This is a genomic window from Limnohabitans parvus II-B4 (assembly GCF_003063455.1).
In the GTDB taxonomy this organism is placed as follows: Bacteria; Pseudomonadota; Gammaproteobacteria; order Burkholderiales; family Burkholderiaceae_C; genus Limnohabitans_A; species Limnohabitans_A parvus.
Window position 1 is genome coordinate 332,361 of record NZ_NESN01000004.1, and the last position, 20,755, is coordinate 353,115.

General features: G+C 59.3%; 20 protein-coding genes. 19 read left to right on the plus strand and 1 reads right to left on the minus strand.

Going from position 1 to position 20,755, the window contains the following annotated elements:
- Positions 1-36 precede the first annotated feature (36 nt).
- The 5 genes from lpdA to B9Z37_RS12170 all read left to right on the plus strand — a co-directional run bounded on the left by lpdA (position 37) and on the right by B9Z37_RS12170 (position 5,321).
- Positions 37-1,464, plus strand: a complete 1,428-nt coding sequence (gene lpdA / locus B9Z37_RS12150) for a dihydrolipoyl dehydrogenase (protein ID WP_108313275.1) — start codon at positions 37-39, stop codon at positions 1,462-1,464.
- 113 nt (positions 1,465-1,577) lie between these two features.
- Complete coding sequence (zapE, locus tag B9Z37_RS12155; protein ID WP_108313276.1) at positions 1,578-2,675, plus strand: cell division protein ZapE; 1,098 nt, start codon at positions 1,578-1,580, stop codon at positions 2,673-2,675.
- Positions 2,672-3,007 (plus strand): hypothetical protein, encoded by a 336-nt coding sequence (locus tag B9Z37_RS12160; protein WP_108313277.1) that lies wholly within the window; start codon positions 2,672-2,674, stop codon positions 3,005-3,007. The genes zapE and B9Z37_RS12160 overlap by 4 nt, the downstream gene beginning before the upstream one ends.
- Positions 3,004-3,222, plus strand: a complete 219-nt coding sequence (locus tag B9Z37_RS12165) for a DUF465 domain-containing protein (RefSeq protein ID WP_108313278.1) — start codon at positions 3,004-3,006, stop codon at positions 3,220-3,222. The genes B9Z37_RS12160 and B9Z37_RS12165 overlap by 4 nt, the downstream gene beginning before the upstream one ends.
- A 95-nt stretch (positions 3,223-3,317) precedes the next feature.
- A complete protein-coding gene (locus B9Z37_RS12170; RefSeq protein WP_240606713.1) occupies positions 3,318-5,321 on the plus strand; it encodes an ATP-dependent DNA helicase in 2,004 nt (667 codons plus the stop codon).
- Here B9Z37_RS12170 and B9Z37_RS12175 read toward each other — a convergent pair.
- Entirely contained in the window at positions 5,299-6,084 is a 786-nt protein-coding gene (locus tag B9Z37_RS12175) for an outer membrane protein assembly factor BamD (protein ID WP_108313280.1), read from the minus strand. The genes B9Z37_RS12170 and B9Z37_RS12175 overlap by 23 nt on opposite strands.
- Before the next feature lie 73 nt (positions 6,085-6,157).
- Here B9Z37_RS12175 and B9Z37_RS12180 point away from each other — a divergent pair, with 73 nt between their 5' ends.
- The 14 genes from B9Z37_RS12180 to hflK all read left to right on the plus strand — a co-directional run bounded on the left by B9Z37_RS12180 (position 6,158) and on the right by hflK (position 20,747).
- Positions 6,158-7,159: an RluA family pseudouridine synthase gene (locus B9Z37_RS12180; RefSeq protein WP_108313281.1), complete on the plus strand. Its 1,002-nt coding sequence runs from the start codon at positions 6,158-6,160 to the stop codon at positions 7,157-7,159.
- Between the two features lie 140 nt (positions 7,160-7,299).
- Positions 7,300-8,067 carry an SMC-Scp complex subunit ScpB gene (gene scpB, locus B9Z37_RS12185; RefSeq protein WP_108313282.1) on the plus strand — a complete coding sequence of 256 codons (768 nt, stop codon included), beginning with the start codon at positions 7,300-7,302 and terminating at the stop codon, positions 8,065-8,067.
- Positions 8,064-9,272: a pseudouridine synthase gene (locus B9Z37_RS12190; protein WP_108313283.1), complete on the plus strand. Its 1,209-nt coding sequence runs from the start codon at positions 8,064-8,066 to the stop codon at positions 9,270-9,272. Before scpB ends, B9Z37_RS12190 begins: the two co-directional genes overlap by 4 nt.
- 125 nt (positions 9,273-9,397) lie before the next feature.
- Complete coding sequence (gene ndk / locus B9Z37_RS12195; protein ID WP_108313284.1) at positions 9,398-9,823, plus strand: nucleoside-diphosphate kinase; 426 nt, start codon at positions 9,398-9,400, stop codon at positions 9,821-9,823.
- Between the two features lie 33 nt (positions 9,824-9,856).
- On the plus strand, positions 9,857-11,008 hold the full coding sequence (gene rlmN, locus B9Z37_RS12200; protein ID WP_108313285.1) for a 23S rRNA (adenine(2503)-C(2))-methyltransferase RlmN: 1,152 nt from the start codon (positions 9,857-9,859) through the stop codon (positions 11,006-11,008).
- A complete protein-coding gene (locus tag B9Z37_RS12205) occupies positions 11,001-11,957 on the plus strand; it encodes a helix-turn-helix domain-containing protein (protein WP_108313286.1) in 957 nt (318 codons plus the stop codon). The genes rlmN and B9Z37_RS12205 overlap by 8 nt, the downstream gene beginning before the upstream one ends.
- Complete coding sequence (gene ispG / locus B9Z37_RS12210) at positions 11,954-13,225, plus strand: flavodoxin-dependent (E)-4-hydroxy-3-methylbut-2-enyl-diphosphate synthase (RefSeq protein ID WP_108313287.1); 1,272 nt, start codon at positions 11,954-11,956, stop codon at positions 13,223-13,225. Before B9Z37_RS12205 ends, ispG begins: the two co-directional genes overlap by 4 nt.
- Entirely contained in the window at positions 13,222-14,550 is a 1,329-nt protein-coding gene (gene hisS, locus B9Z37_RS12215; RefSeq protein WP_108313288.1) for a histidine--tRNA ligase, read from the plus strand. Before ispG ends, hisS begins: the two co-directional genes overlap by 4 nt.
- Before the next feature lie 24 nt (positions 14,551-14,574).
- A complete protein-coding gene (locus B9Z37_RS12220; protein WP_108313289.1) occupies positions 14,575-15,246 on the plus strand; it encodes a YfgM family protein in 672 nt (223 codons plus the stop codon).
- Positions 15,246-16,379: an outer membrane protein assembly factor BamB gene (gene bamB, locus B9Z37_RS12225; RefSeq protein WP_108313290.1), complete on the plus strand. Its 1,134-nt coding sequence runs from the start codon at positions 15,246-15,248 to the stop codon at positions 16,377-16,379. The genes B9Z37_RS12220 and bamB overlap by 1 nt, the downstream gene beginning before the upstream one ends.
- A gap of 19 nt (positions 16,380-16,398) precedes the next feature.
- On the plus strand, positions 16,399-17,739 hold the full coding sequence (der, locus tag B9Z37_RS12230; protein WP_108313291.1) for a ribosome biogenesis GTPase Der: 1,341 nt from the start codon (positions 16,399-16,401) through the stop codon (positions 17,737-17,739).
- A gap of 89 nt (positions 17,740-17,828) precedes the next feature.
- Positions 17,829-18,074: an RNA chaperone Hfq gene (hfq, locus tag B9Z37_RS12235; RefSeq protein ID WP_019429044.1), complete on the plus strand. Its 246-nt coding sequence runs from the start codon at positions 17,829-17,831 to the stop codon at positions 18,072-18,074.
- A 52-nt stretch (positions 18,075-18,126) separates the two neighbouring features.
- Entirely contained in the window at positions 18,127-19,314 is a 1,188-nt protein-coding gene (gene hflX / locus B9Z37_RS12240) for a GTPase HflX (RefSeq protein WP_108313342.1), read from the plus strand.
- A 56-nt stretch (positions 19,315-19,370) separates the two neighbouring features.
- Positions 19,371-20,747, plus strand: coding sequence for an FtsH protease activity modulator HflK (gene hflK, locus B9Z37_RS12245; RefSeq protein WP_108313292.1), 1,377 nt, complete (start codon positions 19,371-19,373; stop codon positions 20,745-20,747).
- The last annotated feature ends 8 nt before the right edge of the window (positions 20,748-20,755 follow it).

Here is a 20,755-nt window from a genome sequence, read left to right on the forward strand (position 1 = left end):
TTCACGGGGGCGTTGTCCATTGAGAAGACAAATACCATGAGCAAACAATTCGACGTCGTCGTCATCGGCGGTGGCCCCGGTGGCTACATTGCAGCCATCCGCGCTGCACAACTCGGTTTCCAAGTCGCTTGTATCGACGAGTGGAAAAACGCAGCCGGTGGCCCAGCCCCCGGTGGCACCTGCACCAACGTGGGTTGCATCCCCTCTAAAGCTTTGCTGCAGTCCAGCGAGCACTTTGACCATGCCAACCACCACTTCGCCGAGCACGGCATCAGCGCCACCGGCGTGAAGATGGACGTGGCCAAGATGATTGCCCGCAAGGACAGCGTTGTGAAGCAAAACAACGACGGCATCTTGTACCTGTTGAAGAAAAACAAGGTCACGTTCTTCCACGGTCGCGGCAGCTTTGCTGGACAAGCTGAAGGCGGTTACACCATCAACGTGGCTGGCAAGACCGAAGAAGCCATCACCGCCAAGCAAGTCATCATCGCTACAGGCTCGAACGCCCGTGCGTTGCCCGGCACCCCGTTTGACGAAGTCAACGTGTTGTCCAACGACGGCGCATTGCGCGTGGGCGCTGTGCCCAAGAAGCTGGCCTTGATCGGCTCAGGCGTGATCGGCCTCGAAATGGGTTCGGTCTGGCGTCGTTTGGGTGCTGATGTGACCATCCTCGAAGGTCTGCCGACTTTCCTGGGTGCTGTGGACGAGCAAATCGCCAAAGAAGCCAAGAAGGCATTCGACAAGCAAGGTTTGAAGATCGAGCTCGGCGTGAAAGTCGGCGAGATCGTCAACGGCAAGAAGGGCGTCACTGTCAACTACACCAACGCCAAAGGCGAAGCCATTGTGCTTGACGCTGACAAGCTCATCGTGTCGATTGGCCGCGTGCCCAACACCATTGGTCTGAACACCGAAGCCGTGGGCTTGCAGCTGGACGAGCGCGGTGCGATCGTGGTGGATGCGGATTGCAAAACCAACCTGCCCGGCGTCTGGGCGGTGGGTGACGTGGTGCGTGGCCCGATGCTGGCGCACAAAGCCGAAGAAGAGGGCGTTGCCGTAGCCGAGCGCATCGCTGGGCAACACGGTCACGTCAACTTCAACACCATCCCTTGGGTCATCTACACCAGCCCCGAAATCGCTTGGGTGGGCCGCACAGAGCAGCAACTCAAAGCCGACGGCGTGGCGTACAAAGCAGGCACATTCCCGTTCCTCGCGAACGGCCGTGCACGCGCTTTGGGCGATACCACGGGTATGGTCAAGTTCTTGGCCGATGCCACGACCGACGAAATCTTGGGCGTGCACATGGTAGGCCCACAGGTTTCGGAGCTGATTTCTGAGGCTGTGGTGGCCATGGAATTCCGTGCCAGCGCCGAAGACATTGCCCGCATTTGCCATGCTCACCCCAGCTTGAGCGAAGCGACCAAAGAAGCGGCTTTGGCCGTGGACAAGCGCACACTGAACTTCTAAGCCCATCCCCGTTGCTGACTGCGGTTGGCAACGAGTTGGGTTAAAGTTCTTGCATCCCAAAAACCCGGGCTGGCCCCGGGTTTCGTTTTTTGACATCGAAGATCGATCCACCCATGTCTGTTCGTGCTGTTTACGAAGAAGAACTCCGCAAGCGTGGGTTCCAAAGCGACCCGGCGCAGTTGCGTGCCATCGAGGCCCTGGAGCATTGCGCCAATGAGTGGGCCGCTTACCGTGCCAAACGCTCGAATGCCCTGAAAAAGCTGATCAACCGCCCCGAGATCCCCAAAGGGGTGTACATGTTTGGCGGGGTAGGGCGTGGCAAAAGCTTTTTGATGGACTGCTTTTACGAAGCGGTGCCGATCAAACGCAAAACCCGTTTGCACTTTCACGAGTTCATGCGCGAGGTGCATCGAGAGTTGACGGCCATGCAAGGCACGGTCAATCCGCTGGATGTGCTGGGCAAAAAGATGGCTCAACGCTACCGCTTGATCTGCTTTGATGAATTCCATGTGGCCGACATCACCGACGCGATGATCCTGCACCGATTGCTGGTGGCGCTGTTTGATAACGGCGTGGGCTTTGTCACGACCTCCAACTTCGAACCCGATGGTTTGTACCCGAATGGTTTGCACCGCGACCGCATTTTGCCGGCCATCGCCTTGTTGAACCAGCGCATGAACGTACTCAATGTGGACAACGGCACAGATTACCGCCGCCGCACGCTGGAGATGGTCAAGCTCTACCACACCCCGCTGGGCGCGCAGGCCGATGCCGAGATGGACGATGCCTTCAACCGCCTGGCCACAGGGCCGGATGAGGACCCGGTGCTGCACATTGAGGCGCGCAAGATCCAGTCGCGTCGCCGCTCGGGTGACGTGGTCTGGTTCGATTTCATGGCCATTTGTGGTGGTCCCCGATCGCAAAACGATTACCTCGAAATCGCCACACAGTTCCATACGGTGCTGCTGAGCAATGTGCCTCAGCTGCCCGTGAGCATGGCGTCCGAGGCGAGACGCTTGACGTGGCTGATTGATGTGTTGTACGACCGTCGAGTCAAACTGATTTTGTCTGCAGCCGTGCCGCCCGAGGCCTTGTACACGCAAGGGCCGATGTCACACGAGTTCCCGCGTACGATATCTCGTCTGCATGAGATGCAATCGAGTGAATTTCTGGCGCTGGAGCACCGTACAGTGGACACGCACATCACATGAAACGTTCACTGTTCGCGGTCGTGGCCGCATTGAGTACAAGCTTGAGCGCGCAGTCCTTGCTTGGAGCGCCGGAGTTCATTCGCGTTCAGCGCGAAGAGATTGCCAGGCAGCGTGAGGTCATCACGGCGTTTTACCAGGAAGACGCGAAAGCCTGCTGGCAAAAATTTGCGGTGAATGCCTGCCTCAGTGACGCCCGAAAAATGCGCCGCGCAGCGCTGGAGCCACTGCGGCAGCAAGACTTGCTGTTGAATGCCCAAGAGCGCCAGTGGCGAACCGAGCAGCGCAATCTTCGGCTTGAAGGCAAGCAGCCAGAAAACCGCAGCACGCCATGACGCACGACAGCTTTGATGATCAGCGTTCTCCCCAGCGCCAATTGATCGAATGGCAGATGGAGCATGCCGATCTCGATGCCTTGATTGACCAAGCGGTGCTCGCTGCCCAGCCTCTGGACGAGTTGCTCTTGCGGCGGCTGAAAAAACGCCGTCTGGCTTTGCGCGACCAAATGGCCAAGTTGCAGTGGATGCTCGACCCCAAGGAGCCCGCTTGAGCTTGCTTGAGCAGCGCGTTGCAGAAACGCTGTCCAGCCATGGCAGCTTGGCGCAGGCGGTGCCCGGGTTTCAGCCTCGGGCAGGGCAGACCGACATGGCCATGGCGGTGACCCAGACCTTGGAGCAAGGCGGTCAACTGGTGGTCGAAGCGGGTACGGGTGTGGGCAAAACCTATGCCTATCTGGTTCCCGTTCTCCTGAGCGGCCAGCGGGCCTTGGTGTCAACGGCGACCAAGGCTCTGCAAGACCAATTGTTTTCTCGCGACATCCCGCGCCTGGTCGAGGTCTTGGGCTTGCCCATTCGGGTGGCCTTGCTCAAAGGGCGATCCAATTACCTGTGTTTGCACCGCATGGATCAAGCGCGGCACAGTGCTGAAGCCGCTCAGCCCGGTGCGCAGCGGGCGCTGGCCAAAATTGAAACCTGGTCACAAGCCACCCGCACAGGGGACATGGCGGAGCTGACAGGTCTGGATGAGCGCTCGTCCTTGTGGCCCTTGGTCACCTCGACGCGTGACAATTGTCTGGGGTCCAGTTGTCCACGTTATCGGGCTTGCCATGTGAACCTGGCACGCAAAGAGGCCATGGCGTCCGATGTGGTGGTCATCAACCACCATCTGTTTTTTGCCGATATGGCTGTGCGTGAGTCGGGCGTGGCCGAATTGCTGCCCACCGTGCGTGTCACGGTGTTCGATGAGGCTCACCAACTCAATGAAATCGGTGTGAATTTTCTGGGCCAGCAGTTGTCAACGGTCCAGTTGCTGGAGTTGTCGCGCGATGTGCTGGCCACGGGATTGCAATTGGCGCGAGGTCTGGTGGATTGGCATGCCCTGACCGACCGACTGGAAAAATCGTCCCGTGACCTGCGCCTGGCTGCGGGCATGCACCGGGGTTCTGTTCGTTTGCGCTGGACCGATGCCTTGCCCGAAGGCGTGGAGTCCACCGAATGGACGCCTGCGCTGCACAACCTGGTGCAAGCTTTGGAGCAGATGCAAAGCGGTCTGGAGACCGTGGTCGAATTGGCCCCGGATTTTCAGCGCTTGTTCGAGCGCGCACGTGAGTTGGGGCAAAAAGCGGATTTGTTTTCGCAGGCCCCGGACCCCGAAGGCGTGCGCTGGGCCGAAGTCAGTGCACAACTGCGTTTGGTGGAGTCGCCGCTGGATATTGCGCAGGCGTTTTCTGCTTTGACCAAGCCCGTGCAAGCGCCATTGGTGCTGCAAGACGAGGATGCGTCTGACCCTGAATCCATTCAGGCCCTGATGGCCGGTGATCCCCGCCACGGTGCAGACCCCCAGAACCCTCAAGCCAGTGGGCTTGGCCAACGTGCCTGGATTTTCACGTCCGCCACTTTGGGGGATGAACCCAGTTTGCGTTGGTTCACCGAGCCTTGTGGCTTGACTTCGGCGCAAGTGATGCAAGTCACCAGCCCGTTTGACTACGCCAAGCAAGCGGCTTTGTATGTGCCAGAGCATCTGCCCAAGCCCGGCGACCCGGGGCATGCGGGCCATGTCGCTCAGCTGGTGGTGGAGGCGGTTGAGTTGCTGGGCGGCCGGACACTGGTGCTCACGACCACGCTGAATGCGATGCGCAGCATTGGTGAATATTTACAGACCCGCCTGGACCCCGCAGCGAATGTAGAGATTCTGGTGCAGGGGCAAAGCCCCAAACGGCGTTTGATGGAGCGTTTCAGGGAGGGCGCAGGGGACGGTCGTGCGGGCTGTGTCCTGGTCGCTTCGGCTTCGTTTTGGGAGGGCTTTGATGTGCCCGGCGAGGCATTGCAGTTGGTGGTCATCGACAAGCTGCCGTTTCCACCGCCGGGCGATCCGCTTTTTGAAGCGCGAAGTCAGCGCGTCACGCGGGAGGGCCGCAGCGCGTTTGCCGACCACGCTTTGCCCGAAGCTGCCGTGGCGCTCAAGCAAGGTGCGGGTCGGTTGATTCGCAGTGAAACCGACAGCGGCGTGTTGGTGGTATGCGACACACGTTTGGCCACCATGTCTTATGGCCGACGGTTGATTCGGGGGCTCCCGCAGATGCGCCGCTTGAGCGGGCACGCCGAGTTTTTATCGACTTTGCGTCAATTCACCACAGACGCCACCAGCTAGAGGACTTCTTGACGCCTTCGGCCTTGAGGTAATCCGACTGGGGGAAGTTTTTCTCCAGCACACGCTTGGCGTCATCGCGCAGGGCGCTCATGCCCATGGCGTCATAAGAGCTGACCAAAATGCCCAGAGCCTCTTCGACGGCAGGCACGCCGGGGTATTCGGCAATGGCTTGCTGTGCGCGGTTCACCGCTGCGACATGCGCACCACGGCTGGCGTAATAGCGAGCCACATGGACTTCGTAGGCGGCCAAGGCGTTGACGATGTGCAGCATGCGCTGGCGTGCTTCGGGGGCGTATTTGGAGGCGGGGAAGCGGGTGGTCAACTCTTTGAAGGATTCATAAGAGTCTTTGGCTGCTTTTTGGTCACGCTCTGACAGGTCTTGCTTGGTGAGGAACGAGAACATGCCCAAGTTGTCGTTGAAGTTAACCAAGCCTTTGAGGTAGATCGCGTAGTCCAAAGCCGGGCTGGCTGGGTGCAGGCGGATAAAGCGGTCCAAGGTGGCAATGGCTTGGATCTTGTCACCGGTCTTGTATTGGGCGTAAGCCTTGTCGATTTGGGCTTGCTGCGCCAGAACCGTGCCTGCGGCGCGGCCTTCCAGCTTTTCATAAAAGCCAATGGCCTTGTCCCACGCTCCTGCATTGGCTTCGTCGCGAGCTTCGCTGTAAATCTTCTCGGGCGTCCAGCCGGCGGTCACATCTTTGGGGGTGTTGGCGCAGCCTGACAGAAACAGGCCCACGGCCAAAACCAGGCCACCTGGAACCATCGATAATCTGAAGCTTCGCATCTGTGACACCCTTGTACTGTTGAACCCCTTGATTATATCGACCGACCCCGAAATGGATGAAGCCGCCGCCCTGCTGGAGGACGGTGAACGTGCGCTGGAAGCGTCGGACGAAGAAGTGCGCACCAGCCAGGTGCCCATGGTTTTGCATGGGCAGCGACTGGACCGCGCTTTGGCGCAAATGGTGCCCGAGTTCTCGCGCAGCTATCTGCAGCAACTGATCGAGCAGGGTGACGCCCTGATCGATGGTCGGGTGGTGACCAAAGTGTCGACCAAAGTTCGCTTGGGGCACCGGGTTGAGGTCACGCTGCGCGCCACGCCCCAGTCGCAGGCTTTTGTGCCTGAAGACATGCCGATCGATGTGGTTTATGAAGATGCGCACCTGCGCGTGATCAACAAACCGGCGGGTCTGGTGGTGCATCCGGCGCCGGGCAACTGGCGTGGCACCTTGCTCAACGGGCTGTTGGCCCTCGACCCGCTGGCCTCCGATGTGCCCCGGGCGGGCATTGTGCACAGGCTGGACAAAGACACCAGCGGTTTGATGGTGGTTGCTCGAACACGCCAGGCCATGGATGCATTGGTTCAGCAAATCGCGGCACGTGATGTGCATCGCCAATACCTGGCCATTGCCCACAAGCCTTGGACCGCCCCTTCGCCAACGACGGTGGAGGCCGCTATTGGCCGTGACCCCGCCAACCGCCTGCGCATGGCGGTGGTGGATTTAACGTACCAGTCGGGCAAAACAGCTGCGACCACGATCGAAGTGCTGGACCAAAACCACCTGGGTTGCCTGGTGCAGTGCACGCTGCACACGGGGCGCACCCACCAGATCAGGGTGCACATGGCCCACATCGGGCATCCCTTGCTGGCGGATGCCGTTTACGGTGGCGCCAAGGCTGCGGGCATGGAACGCCAGGCTTTGCATGCCTGGCATTTGGCTTTTGTGCATCCGATCACTGGCCAATCGATCGACCTGAGGTCCTCCTTGCCCACAGACATGGCCGATGCTCTGGCTGTTTGGGGGCTCGGCTACAATCTGTCCACTCAGGGAGCTTGAGCCAGATACACTGGTTAGAGCGAATCCAGGCCTTGGTCGATAACCAACGCCCTCCAGAACGGGGTTGTTTCTTCAGAGAAACGGCCATCACCTCTGCACCTTCGACGCCGTGAGGCGTTTTTTTCCCGAAAGATCGACACATGAATACGGCGCAAGCCAAGCGTGTCCTGGAAACGGCCTTGCTCACAGCAGGTCAGCCTTTGTCATTGCGCGACATGCGCGTTTTATTTGACGATGCGCTAGGGGCCGACACACTGCGGCAAATGCTGCAAGACTTACAACAAGAATGGGCTCAAAAAGGCCTGGAACTGACCAGTGTGGCCAGTGGTTGGCGCTTTCAGAGCCGACCTGAGTTGCGCCAGTTTCTGGATCGCCTTCACCCCGAAAAGCCGCCCAAATACACCCGTGCGGTACTCGAAACCCTGGCCATCATTGCTTACCGCCAGCCGGTCACCCGTGGCGACATGGAAGACATCCGGGGCGTGACCATCAACTCACAAATCCTCAAACAGTTGGAAGACCGTGGGTGGGTGGAAGTGATTGGCCACCGTGAAACCGTGGGCCGACCGGGCCTGTATGCCACCACGCGCCAGTTTCTGGACGATTTGGGCCTGTCTGCGCTCGACCAATTGCCCATGCTCTCTCAGGTGGACGGTCAAACGTCTGCTTTGTCGGGGCTCGTGGATGAGCTGCCAGTGCAGCCGTCTTTGTCTTTGGAGGAGGCCATCAACGCCTTGCCTTTTGACATGCCCATCGTGCCCGATGCGGCGGCTGAATCTGCCGCAGCTTTTGCCTCTCAAGACGCCACTGGCGTGCCTCCCGATCACAGCGATGATCCTAGCCTGTCTGCGAACCCAGATAAACCCACTGACCGTCCGCTGCATGGCGAAGAGTCCTCCAATACATGAACCAAGATCCTCAAGACGACATCCGTTCGTCCAAGCCAGACACCGCTGGTCGTTCAGCCAAGTCCGGTGCGCCTGCTGAGTCGGTGTACAAGCCGATTGAGCTGGCCGATGTGGTGTCAGGCCAATTCGATGACGAAGAATCTGCCGAAGACGTCGCCATTGATTTGGGTAAGCGCGTTTTGGCCCCTCAGACCGACTCGCCCAAACTGCACAAAGTGCTGGCGCAAGCCGGCATGGGTTCGCGTTTGGAGATGGAAAAACTGATTGCGGAAGGCCGGATTTCGGTCAACAACGAACCTGCCCATGTGGGGCAGCGTGTGCAATACGGTGACCAGATCAAGGTCAACGGTAAGCCGATTCATATCCGCATTGACCCACCGCCACCGCGTGTCATCGCGTACCACAAGCCTGCGGGCGAGATCGTCAGCCACGACGACCCGCAAAACCGCCCATCGGTATTCCGCAAATTGCCCCGCCTGCAAAACGGTAAATGGCAATCTGTGGGTCGTCTGGATTTGAATACCGAGGGTTTGCTGCTGTTCACCAGCTCGGGCGAGTTGGCCAACCAGCTGATGCACCCGCGTTTTGGTCTGGAGCGTGAATACGCCGTTCGCGTGTTGGGCGCTCTGAGCAAGGACGAAAAGCAGCGCCTTCTGGATGGCGTGATGCTGGACGACGGCGCAGCCCAATTTGGCTCCATTGAAGATGGCGGCGGTGAAGGCTCCAATTGCTGGTACCGCGTCACGATTTCCGAAGGCCGTAACCGTGAAGTGCGTCGAATGATGGAAGCGGTGGGCCACGCGGTCAGCCGCTTGATCCGCATCCGTTACGGCGCCATGGTGCTGCCGCATGGTTTGCGTCGTGGTGCCTGGCTGGAGCTCGATGAATCGGATATCCGCGCACTCATGCGCGCTGCAGGCACCTTGGATCGGACCCGTGTAGCGGCTCCACGCCCGGTCTCACGAACCGACCGCAACGACCGCCGCCCCCGCACAGGCGGACAGGGCAGGGCTGGTACAGCTGTCCCCCGTGCCAAACCAGCTGCCAAGCCCAACCAGGCACCAGGTGGTTCCGGCTTGCATGCCAAGGCCGATGCCCCGAAAACCGAGGCCAAGTACATTGGAGCCGAAAGCTTCAATCGCTTGAAAAAAGCCCCGGGCGGTCCAGGCCGGGGTGGGCGAGGCGGTGGTGGTCGCAGCCGTTAATTTCAGTTTCTCCTGTGGGGCCATGTGGCTCTGCAGTGTCATTCGGCGGGTCTGCTCAGGTTAGAATAGCGGGCTTTGCCGCATGGCAAAAATGCTTTAAAAACTCTCTCGTTACAGGAAATACCATGGCCATCGAACGCACTCTCTCCATCATCAAGCCTGACGCCGTCGCCAAGAACGTCATCGGTCAGATCTACGCCCGTTTCGAAGCTGCAGGCTTGAAAGTGGTCGCCGCTCGCATGGCTCACCTGTCGCGCGGTGAAGCCGAGCAGTTCTACGCTGTGCACAGCGCACGTCCTTTCTTCAAGGATCTGGTGGATTTCATGATTTCCGGCCCCGTGATGATTCAAGCCCTGCAAGGCGAGAACGCCATCGCCAAAAACCGCGATCTGATGGGCGCTACCGACCCCAAGAAAGCTGACGCTGGCACCATCCGTGCTGACTTCGCTGACAGCATCGATGCCAACGCTGTGCACGGTTCTGACGCCCCTGAAACTGCCGCTGTGGAAATTGCCTTCTTCTTCCCCGGCATGAACGTTTACGCACGCTGATCGCGTCGCGGCTCCAGCGCGACCTTGAACACCATGACGGCCAACCTTCTCGAATTTGACCTGGAAGGTCTGGCCGTTTTTTGTGACGGTCTGGGCGAAAAGCGCTTCCGAGCCACCCAGTTGTTCCGCTGGATTCACCAGCGGGGCGCATCTGATTTCGATCAGATGAGCGATTTGGCCAAGTCCTTGCGCCAAAAACTCACGTCTCACGCGCACGTTTCGGCGCTGCCCGTGATCAGTCAACACATCTCGACCGACGGCACCATCAAGTGGTTGTTCGATGTCGGCGGTGGCAATGCCATCGAATCGGTGTTCATTCCCGAAGACGATCGGGGCACCTTGTGCATTTCATCCCAGGCTGGCTGCGCCGTGGGTTGCCGTTTTTGCTCGACAGGCCACCAAGGCTTCAGTCGCAACTTGACCACAGGCGAAATCCTTGCCCAGTTGTGGTTTGCCGAACACTTTTTGCGCAAGCACCTCCAAACTGAAGAGCGTGTCATCTCCAATGTGGTGATGATGGGTATGGGTGAGCCCTTGCAAAACTATTCGGCTTTGGTGCCCGCGCTGCGTGCCATGCTCGATGACCATGGCTACGGCCTGTCCCGCCGCCGCGTCACGGTGTCCACATCGGGCGTGGTGCCCATGATCGAGCGGCTGTCGGCCGATTGCCCGGTGGCATTGGCGGTGTCGCTGCATGCCCCCAACGATGCATTGCGTGACAACCTGGTGCCGCTCAACCGCAAATACCCGCTTGATGAACTCATGCAGGCCTGCATTGGCTACCTAGCCCATGCGCCACGCGACTTCATCACCTTTGAATATTGCATGCTCGATGGGGTTAATGATCAGCCCGAGCACGCCAGCCAGCTCATCGATCTGGTGCAAAAACATGCCCGCCAAGGCTTGCGTTGCAAGTTCAATCTGATCCCTTTCAATCCTTTCCCAGCTTCGGGTCTGTTGCGTTCGTCTCAAGCCCGTGTGCAAGCGTTTTCCAAGCAACTGCAGGAAGCGGGCTTGGTGACCACGGTCCGTAAAACACGAGGCGACGACATTGACGCCGCTTGCGGGCAATTGGCCGGGGATGTGAAGGATCGTACGCAAGTTCAAAGCCGCATGGCTCAGCAACGAACTATCATGCTTATGCCTGCTTCTTCTGTTCAACCCCAGGAGTCTGGTGATGTCTGAAAACCCAAATTCTGACGAAATCCTGGTGAATTCCACCAGCTTGCCTGAAGCAAAAACGACTGCTGGTAAGTTGCTCAAAGAGGCGCGTTTGCGTGCAGGGGTGCATTTGGCAGTTTTGTCTGTGGCTTTGAACGTCCCAGTCCGACAACTGGAGGCCCTGGAGGCCGATCAATACCAGTCTGACCAAAGTCCTGTTTTTGCCCGAGGCCTGGCCTCCAGTGTTTGCCGCCAGTTGCGCGTGGACCCGGCACCGATTTTGGCTTTGTTGCCTCAAGCTGCGAATTATCTCGAGCCCAATGGGCTGGTTCGTCAAGCCTACGTTGCACCTGCAAACCTGGGGCGGATGAGCCGTTCATCGGCTGGGCTGTCTGCCCGTGCCTTGTGGGCGGCTGTGGGCATGGTGGTTTTGATTGCCGCATTGATCTGGTTGCCCAGCCCTGCGCACTGGGCTTGGTTGGATGAGCTTGCCGCTTATCTGTCAACACCGACAGTTGAGGTGCGCACAGTCACTTCAGAGCCAGAGGTCATGCCTTTGGCCTCTAACGCTTCAGAGGCTGCGGCGCTGGGGGCTGTTTCTGTTGTCCCCTCGGCGCCCGCAGCGGTACTGGTTACGCCAACCGTTGTTGCCTCTACCATCGGGGCCGTTCAAAACCCTCCGTCTGTGGCCCAGGAAATACCTAAAACACATGCGACCATGGAGATCGCATCGGCTCCGGAGTTGTTGTTCACAGCCACTGACACGAGCTGGATCGAAGTTCGCGATACTAAAAATCAGATGATCTGGAATGGTGTTTTGAAGTCGGGTGAAACCAAGAATTTGCAAACCCCTGCATCTGTGAATGTGGCGATTGGTCAAGCCCGAGCCATTCAGGTCAGCATCAAAGGCCAGGCGTTTGATCTCAAGCCTTTCACCAAAGCCAATGTGGCCCGTTTTGAGGTGAAACCATGACAGCGCCAACAGCCATCGCCATCGCTGTACCTGCACACCGCCAGAGCCGCCAGTCCAAAGTGGTCTGGGGTTCGCGTGTGGTCACTGTGGGCGGTGGCGCCCCGGTGCGCGTGCAGTCCATGACCAACACCGACACGGTGGACGTGATCGGCACCGCCATCCAGGTCAAGGAACTGGCGATTGCCGGCTCCGAGATGGTGCGCATCACCGTGAACACCCCCGAAGCCGCCGAGGCCGTGCCGCACATCCGCGACCAGCTCGACAAAATGGGCATCGATGTGCCCTTGATCGGCGACTTCCATTACAACGGCCACCGCCTGCTGACCGATTACCCGGCCTGCGCCGAAGCGTTGTCCAAATACCGCATCAACCCCGGTAACGTGGGCAAAGGCGACAAGCGCGATGTGCAGTTCGGTCAGATGATCGAAGCGGCCATGCGCTACGACAAGGCCATTCGCATCGGCGTGAACTGGGGCAGCCTCGATCAGGAGTTGCTGGCCGATTTGATGGACACCAACAGCCAGCGTGCCCAGCCCTGGGAAGCGCGGCAGGTCATGTACGAGGCGTTGATCAGCTCGGCCATTTCGTCGGCTCAGCGTGCCGAGGCCATGGGCCTCAATGGTGATCAAATCGCGCTGTCGTGCAAAGTCTCGGGCGTGCAGGATTTGATTTCGGTCTACCGCGAGCTGGGTCGCCGCACCGACTACGCCTTGCACCTGGGTCTGACCGAAGCGGGCATGGGCACCAAAGGCACAGTGGCCTCGGCTACAGCTTTGTCCATCTTGTTGCAAGAAGGCATTGGCGACACGATCCGTGTCTCGCTCACACCCCAGCCGGGCGAAGCGCGCACGCAAGAGGTGGTGATCGCCTCCGAAATTTTGCAGTCGCTGGGCTTGCGCATTTTTGTGCCCAGTGTCACAGCTTGCCCCGGTTGTGGCCGCACCACCAGCAGCACCTTCCAAGAGCTGGCCAAACAGATTGACGACTTTTTGCGCGCCCAAATGCCCGTGTGGCGCGTGCGCTACCCCGGGGTGGAAAACCTCAAGGTGGCGGTGATGGGCTGCATCGTGAACGGCCCCGGCGAGAGCAAGCACGCCGACATTGGCATCAGCTTGCCGGGTACCGGTGAAGCGCCTGCCGCTCCCGTGTTCATTGACGGCGAAAAGCGCCTGACTTTGCGCGGCGAAGGCATCGCGCAAGAGTTTCAGGTGCTGGTTGAAAACTACATTGAGAACCGTTTTGGTTCCGGATCTGCTGAGAGAAAATGAGCGAGTCGCTGAAAGAAAACACACCCAAGACCGTCAAAGCCCAGAAGCTGGTCGGCGTCAAGGGCATGAACGACATCCTGCCACCCGACTCTGCGCGTTGGGAATGGCTGGAGGGCCAGGTGCGCTCTTTGATGGCGCGTTACGCCTACCGCAACGTGCGTTTGCCCATCGTCGAGCCTACAGCGCTGTTTGTGCGCGGCCTGGGCGAGGTGACCGACATCGTCGAAAAGGAGATGTACTCCTTTGAAGACCGCTTGAACGGCGAGCAGCTGACCCTGCGTCCTGAAGGCACGGCCGGTCTGGTGCGTGCTGTGGTCGAGCACAACCTGCTGTACGAAGGCGGCAAGCGCCTGTACTACATGGGTCCGATGTTTCGCCACGAGCGCCCGCAGCGCGGCCGCTACCGCCAGTTCCACCAGATCGGTGCCGAGGTGCTGGGTTTTGGTGGCCCCGAGGTCGATGCCGAGCTGATTTTGTTGGCCAACGACCTGTGGAAAGTGCTGGGTCTCAAGGATGTGCGCCTGGAACTCAACAGCCTGGGCCAGCCTGCCGAGCGTCAGGCCCACCGCGCCGCGCTGATTGCCCACCTGGAAAAGCACAGCGATGTGCTGGACGAAGAAGCCAAGCGCCGCCTGCACAGCAACCCGCTGCGCATTCTGGACACCAAGAACCCGGCCATGCAAAGCGTGGTCGAGGCCGCCCCCCGATTGCTCGACTTTCTGGGGGAGGCGTCTTTGGCGCACTTCAATGCGGTCAAAGCCATTCTGGATGCCAACGGCGTGGCCTACAGCATCAACCCGCGTCTGGTGCGGGGCATGGACTACTACAACCTCACGGTGTTCGAGTTCATCACCACCAGCCTGGGCTCGCAGGGCACCATTTGCGGCGGTGGCCGATACGACTACCTGATTGAGCAAATTGGCGGCAAGCCATCGCCCGCCGTAGGCTGGGCGCTGGGGGTGGAGCGCGTGCTCGAACTCATCAAGGAGCAGGGCGAGGCTTTGCCCGATCTGGCCCCTGATGTGTACGCCATCATTCCCGAAACCGCTGCTTTGCCGGTGGCCATGCAGGTGCTGCAGACTTTGCGCGCCTGTGGCGTGTCGGCGCAGATGCACGCTGGCAGCGGAGACGGCATGGGCAGCATGAAGTCCCAGTTCAAAAAGGCCGATGGCTCGGGTGCCCGTTTTGCCCTGGTTTTCGGGGCCGAAGAACTGGCTCAGGGGCTGGTGGCCATCAAGTCACTGCGCGACGGCGAAGGTGCCCAGCGCACCGCGTCTTTGAGCACCGTGGCCGAATGGGCCCACAGCCTACAATCCAACACTTGACGCGTTCACAGCAGTAAAGACACCATGGCCACCCCACTCGACCTCGAAGAACAAGAACAACTCGACCAGATCAAGCATTTCTGGAAGACCTACGGCAACCTGATTTCATGGCTGCTGATCGCGATTTTGGGCAGCTATGCCGCCTGGAACGGTTACCAATATTGGGAGCGGACGCAGGCCACCAAGGCTGCGGCGCTTTACGACGAGGTTGAGCGTGCAGCTGCAGCGGGTGATGTTGCCCGTGTAGAGCGCAGCTTGGCCGATATGAAAGACAAGTTCGGCAGCACCCAATTTGCGCAGCAATCGGCTTTGCTGGCTGCCAAAACCCTGCAAGCCCAAGGCAAAACCGATGCGGCACGTGAGGCTTTGAGCTGGGTTGCCAATGGTGCCTCGGACAAAGCTTACCGTGACATCGCACGTTTGCGACTGGCGGCTTTGCAGCTGGATGCCAAGGCTTACGACGAAGCTCTGAAACCACTGAGTGGTGAATTCACCCCGGCCATGGTCGGTTTGGCTGCGGATTTGCGTGGGGATGTGTTGCAGGCCAAAGGTCAAACGGCTGAAGCCATTGCGGCTTACCAGCAAGCCTGGCAAAAACTGGCCGACACCCCTGACTACCGTCGTTTGGTGCAAGCCAAACTCAATGCCTTGGGCATCGAGCCTGACGCGGCCGTTCTTTCGGAGACCCCAAAGTGATGACTGTTTTTTCGCACACCTGGACCCGCTTGACTTGGCTGGGGGCCTTGGCAATCGCCATTTCTGCGTGTTCCAGCGCACCTGAAAAACCACAACCAGCCGCATTGCCTGCCGTGTCGGGTCAGGTGGCGGTGAAGCAAGTCTGGTCCAACAGCATCGGTGCAGTGACTTCCCCCTTGTTTGCGTCTGTTCATGGCGATCAAGTGGCGGTGGCCTCCACGCAAGGTCAGGTGGCCTTGATCAATGCGGGCACGGGACAGGATGTGTGGCGTCTCAACCTCAATACCCCCATTCAGGCGGGCGTGAGTGGTGATGGCCAGCGTTTTGCCGTGATCACGCAAACCAACGAAGTGGTGGCCATCGAAGCGGGCAAAGTGGTTTGGCGTTACCGCTTGCCGGCCTTGTCCTACACCGCGCCCTTGGTGGCTGGTGGCCGCGTTTTTGTGTTGACGGCTGACCGTGCTGTGACCGCGCTGGATGGCGCTTCCGGGCAAAAGCTCTGGAGCCAACAGCGCACGGGTGACCCCTTGGTTTTGAAGCAAGCGGGCTTGTTGATCCCGTTTGGCGACACTTTGCTGGCGGGTTGGGGCGGGCGTTTGGCCTCTTTGAACCCGAGCACAGGCGCTGTGCGTTGGGAAACCTTGATCGGTTCGTCGCGCGGCACCAACGAAGTTGAACGCCTGGTGGACTTGGTGGCAGGGGCCAGTCGCCTTGGCAATGCCGTGTGTGTGCGCGCATTCCAGTCGGCGGTCTCGTGTGTGGATGCCAACCGTGGCACCACCTTGTGGACGCGTCCAGCGCAAGGCCACGAAGGCCTGGACGGTGACGACAATCTGGTTTTTGGTACCGAGTCCGACAGCAAGGTCGTGGCTTGGCAGCGTCAGGGTGGTCAGCCCGCCTGGACGCAAGACGCCTTGCGCTTTCGGGGCCTGAGCGCACCTTTGGTGTTGGGGCGTTCGGTGGTACTGGGGGATGACAAGGGTTGGGTTCACTTTCTGGCGCGTCAGGATGGTCAGGCCTTGCAACGCTTGAGCACAGACGGCAGCGCCATTGTGGGCAAACCCGTGGCCGTTGGCCAAACGATGGTGGTGGTGACACGCACCGGGGGCGTCTTCGGATTTCGCCCTGAATGATGGATCGGAAAATTTTTAAGTGAAACCTGTACTGGCCCTGGTAGGCCGCCCCAATGTGGGCAAATCCACGCTGTTCAACCGACTCACCAAGAGTCGGGATGCCATCGTGGCCGATTTTGCGGGCCTGACCCGTGACCGCCATTACGGCAATGGCAAGCAAGGCCGTCAAGAATTCATCGTGATCGATACGGGCGGTTTTGAGCCCGACGCCAGCAGCGGCATCTACAAAGAGATGGCCAAGCAAACGCAACAAGCGGTGGCCGAGGCCGATGTGGTCATTTTTGTGGTCGATGCACGGGGTGGCCTGTCTGCCCAAGACCATGACATCGCCAAATACTTGCGCAAGATCGGCAAGCCCTGCCTATTGGTGGCCAACAAAGCCGAAGGCATGCTCGAAGGCATTCAGCTGACCGAGTTTTATGAGCTGGGTCTGGGTGAGGTGATCGCCATCTCGGCGGCCCATGGCCAAGGCACCCGCGGTCTGGTGGAGCTGGCTTTCGAGTTGCTCAACCTGCCCGACGAACCGGAAGAAACCGAGGAAGACCCCACGGTCATCAAGCTGGCCGTAGCTGGCCGCCCCAACGTGGGCAAGTCCACCTTGATCAACACTTGGCTGGGTGAAGAGCGACTGGTCGCTTTTGACATGCCGGGCACCACGCGTGATGCGATTTCGGTGCCCTTTGAGCGCCAAGGCCAGAAGTTCGAGCTGATCGATACCGCCGGTTTGCGCCGCAAGGGCAAAGTGTTTGAAGCCATCGAGAAGTTCTCGGTGGTCAAAACCCTGCAAGCGATCGAGTCGGCCAACGTGGTCTTGCTCTTGCTTGATGCCGAGCAAGGCGTGACCGACCAGGATGCCCACATCGCGGGCTATGCGCTCGAAAGCGGCCGCGCCATGGTGCTGGCCATCAACAAGTGGGATGCGGTCGATGAATACCAGCGCCAGTTGGTGCAACGCTCGATTGAGAACCGTTTGCCGTTTTTGAGCTTTGCCAACATGCACTTCATTTCGGCCAAAAAACGCCAGGGATTGGGCCCCGTCTGGGCTTCGATCGTCCAGGCGCACAAATCGGCCATGTGCAAGATGAGCACGCCGATTTTGACGCGCTTGCTGCTCGAAGCCGTGCAGTTCCAGAGCCCCCAGCGCGGTGGCATGTTCCGCCCCAAGCTCCGCTATGCCCACCAGGGCGGCATGAACCCGCCTGTCATTGTGGTTCATGGCAATTCCTTGGAGCACGTGACCGACACCTACAAGCGTTTTCTGGAAGGGCGCTTCCGCAAAGCCTTCAGTTTGGCCGGCACGCCGCTGCGGATTGAGATGAAGACATCCTCCAATCCTTATGCGGACAAAGAATCCAGTTGATATTTGAGGAAATCGGATTTCCTCAAAAGTCGGCATCTTGCCCTGTGGTAAGGTCACTCTCTTCAAAACTTCTGAACACGGAGAATATCGTGAGCAACAAAGGTCAACTTTTGCAAGACCCCTTCCTGAACGCACTGCGCAAAGAGCATGTGCCTGTCTCGATTTATCTGGTGAACGGCATCAAGCTGCAAGGCCAGATCGAATCGTTCGACCAATATGTCGTGCTTTTGCGCAACACCGTCACCCAGATGGTTTACAAGCACGCCATTTCGACCATTGTTCCCGGTCGTTCTGTGACTTTCAGCACACCCGAAACGGGTGAAATCACCGCTTGATGCGGTTTTTGCTTGGCCGGCGGTTTGAACCCACCGCCGGAGGTTGCTGACATTGTCTGAAACATCTTCCAACCAGCCCGCGCCGACCTTACTGGTCGGCGTTGACTTTGGGCTGCCGCATTTCGATGTCGACCTGCAAGAGCTGGGTCTGCTGGCCGAATCGGGTGGGCTCAAGCCCGTCGCCCGCCTGACTTGCAAGCGCAAAGCGCCTGATCCGGCGCTTTTTGTCGGCAGCGGCAAAGCCGATGAAATCAAGGAGCTGGCCCTGATGCATGGCGCGGTTGAGGTCTTGTTTGATCAGGCCCTGAGCCCGGCGCAGCAGCGCAACCTGGAGCGGCACATCGGCTTGCCAGTGAATGACCGCACTTTGCTGATCCTTGAGATTTTTGGTCAGCGTGCACGCAGCCACGAGGGCAAGCTGCAGGTTGAGCTGGCCCGCCAGCAGTACCTGAGCACACGCTTGGTGCGCCGCTGGTCGCACCTGGAGCGGCAAAGCGGGGGTATTGGCATGCGCGGTGGCCCGGGCGAGACGCAAATCGAGCTGGACCGCCGGATGATCAACGACTCGATCAAGCGCATCAAGGAACGCTTGGTCAAGGTCAAAAAACAGCGCAACACCCAACGCCGCCAACGTGAGCGGCGCGACACCTTCAATATTTCGCTGGTGGGCTACACCAACGCGGGCAAATCGACGCTGTTCAATGCCTTGGTCAAAGCGCGGGCCTATGCCGCCGACCAGTTGTTTGCCACGCTGGACACCACCACCCGACAGCTCTATTTGGGCGAAGCGGGCCGTTCAGTTTCTCTGTCTGACACAGTGGGCTTTATCCGCGATTTGCCGCACGGTCTGGTCGAGGCTTTTCAGGCCACCTTGCAAGAGGCGACCGAAGCAGATTTGTTGCTCCACGTGGTGGACGCGGCGAATCCAGATTTTCCGGAGCAGATGGCCGAAGTGCAAAAGGTACTGGCCGAGATCGGAGCCGACACCGTGCCGCAATTGTTGGTGTTCAACAAGCTGGACGCCTTGGCACCAGAGCGCTACCCCTTGCAATTGCAGGACCAGTACGAGCAAGACGGGGTGGCCGTGCCCAGGGTATTTCTGAGTGCCAAATCCGGCAAAGGACTTGACCTGCTGCGTTCGGCCCTGTCCGACATCGTCAAGGCCGCATTACCCTCAGTCGTTCAAGAACCCGCAGATCCCCGTGACATGACCCGGGAATATCCGGGTGATCTGCATTGAAGGCCAACCGAATTCGGCACAATGCGAATTCGTCATTCTGACAAAGACACTTCACCATGAATTTTCAACTCCCAGCCCTGCGATGGTCCTTGCTTCCGGCAAAGATCAGAGGCATGTTCAATCTGAATGACCCACGTTGGGGTCGGGACGATGACAAATCAACACCCGACTCAGGCAACAAAGTTTCTGGCGACGTGCCACCGCCTCCACCAGGCCCCAAGCCAGACGCTTGGCAGCAGCCCCGTGGTCAGCAGCCGCAACACAGCGGTCCTCCGGATCTGGACGAGCTGTGGCGTGATTTCAACCGCAAGCTGGGCCAGTTGTTTGGTGGCAAAGGCGGTCCTCAAGGCCCACAAGGTTCTGGCGGCGGCTCCGGTGGACCTGGCATGCCGGCTTTCTTCAAAAATCTGGGTGTGGGCGTCATTCTGGCGGCTGCATTGTTGGTCTGGTTGGGAACCGGCTTCTTCATCGTGCAAGAGGGCCAGCAAGCCGTGATCACCCAATTCGGCAAATACCATTCCACGGTGGGTGCGGGTTTCAACTGGCGCATGCCTTACCCTATTCAGCGTCACGAATTGGTGTTTGTGACTCAAATCCGCTCGGTGGACATTGGCCGCGACAACATCATCAAAGCCACAGGCTTGCGTGAGTCGGCCATGCTGACCGAAGACGAAAACATCGTCGAGATCAAGTTTGCCGTGCAATACCGCTTGAACGATGCCCGTGCATACCTGTTTGAAAGCCGCAACCCCACCGAAGCCGTGGTGCAGTCTGCTGAAACAGCGGTGCGCGAAGTGGTGGGCAAGATGAAGATGGATTCGGCCCTGGCCGAAGAGCGCGACCAAATTGCCCCCCGGGTGCGCGAAAAAATGCAAACCATTCTGGACCGCTACAAGGTGGGCATCGAGGTGGTCGGCATCAACTTGCAACAAGGCGGCGTGCGCCCTCCCGAGCAGGTTCAAGCGGCTTTCGACGATGTGCTGAAAGCGGGCCAAGAGCGCGAACGCGCCAAGAACGAAGCCCAAGCCTATGCCAACGACGTGGTGCCCCGCGCTGTGGGCGCGGCCTCGCGCCTGAAAGAAGAGGCCGATGCCTACCGCGAGCGCATCGTGGCGCAAGCCGAAGGCGATGCCCAGCGCTTCAAGACGATCTTGCCGGAGTACCAGAAGGCACCGCAAGTCATGCGCGACCGGATGTACACCGACACCATGCAGCAGATTTACAGCAACGTGACCAAGGTGCTGGTGGACAGCAAGCAGGGCTCGAACATGCTGTATTTGCCGCTCGACAAAATCATGCAGCAGGTGACGGCTGTGACACCACCTGCCGCGGATGTGCCTGCAGCCGCAGCAACGCCTGCTCCCGCTGCCAATGGGGCGGTGGACACCCGTTCGCGTGACCTGCAGCGTTCGCGTGACCGCGATCCACGATAAGGACAAAG

Coding starts and splice junctions, on each gene's coding strand:
- scpB (WP_108313282.1), top strand. CDS start 7,300: ATGAATACGGCGCAAGCCAAGCGTGTCCTGGAAACGGCCTTGCTCACA.
- B9Z37_RS12205 (WP_108313286.1), top strand. CDS start 11,001: ATGTCTGAAAACCCAAATTCTGACGAAATCCTGGTGAATTCCACCAGC.
- ndk (WP_108313284.1), top strand. CDS start 9,398: ATGGCCATCGAACGCACTCTCTCCATCATCAAGCCTGACGCCGTCGCC.
- lpdA (WP_108313275.1), top strand. CDS start 37: ATGAGCAAACAATTCGACGTCGTCGTCATCGGCGGTGGCCCCGGTGGC.
- B9Z37_RS12190 (WP_108313283.1), top strand. CDS start 8,064: ATGAACCAAGATCCTCAAGACGACATCCGTTCGTCCAAGCCAGACACC.
- B9Z37_RS12160 (WP_108313277.1), top strand. CDS start 2,672: ATGAAACGTTCACTGTTCGCGGTCGTGGCCGCATTGAGTACAAGCTTG.
- hflK (WP_108313292.1), top strand. CDS start 19,371: ATGAATTTTCAACTCCCAGCCCTGCGATGGTCCTTGCTTCCGGCAAAG.
- B9Z37_RS12170 (WP_240606713.1), top strand. CDS start 3,318: ATGGCCATGGCGGTGACCCAGACCTTGGAGCAAGGCGGTCAACTGGTG.
- B9Z37_RS12175 (WP_108313280.1), bottom strand. CDS start 6,084: ATGGTTCCAGGTGGCCTGGTTTTGGCCGTGGGCCTGTTTCTGTCAGGC.
- B9Z37_RS12180 (WP_108313281.1), top strand. CDS start 6,158: ATGGATGAAGCCGCCGCCCTGCTGGAGGACGGTGAACGTGCGCTGGAA.
- B9Z37_RS12220 (WP_108313289.1), top strand. CDS start 14,575: ATGGCCACCCCACTCGACCTCGAAGAACAAGAACAACTCGACCAGATC.
- ispG (WP_108313287.1), top strand. CDS start 11,954: ATGACAGCGCCAACAGCCATCGCCATCGCTGTACCTGCACACCGCCAG.
- rlmN (WP_108313285.1), top strand. CDS start 9,857: ATGACGGCCAACCTTCTCGAATTTGACCTGGAAGGTCTGGCCGTTTTT.
- zapE (WP_108313276.1), top strand. CDS start 1,578: ATGTCTGTTCGTGCTGTTTACGAAGAAGAACTCCGCAAGCGTGGGTTC.
- hisS (WP_108313288.1), top strand. CDS start 13,222: ATGAGCGAGTCGCTGAAAGAAAACACACCCAAGACCGTCAAAGCCCAG.
- B9Z37_RS12165 (WP_108313278.1), top strand. CDS start 3,004: ATGACGCACGACAGCTTTGATGATCAGCGTTCTCCCCAGCGCCAATTG.
- bamB (WP_108313290.1), top strand. CDS start 15,246: ATGACTGTTTTTTCGCACACCTGGACCCGCTTGACTTGGCTGGGGGCC.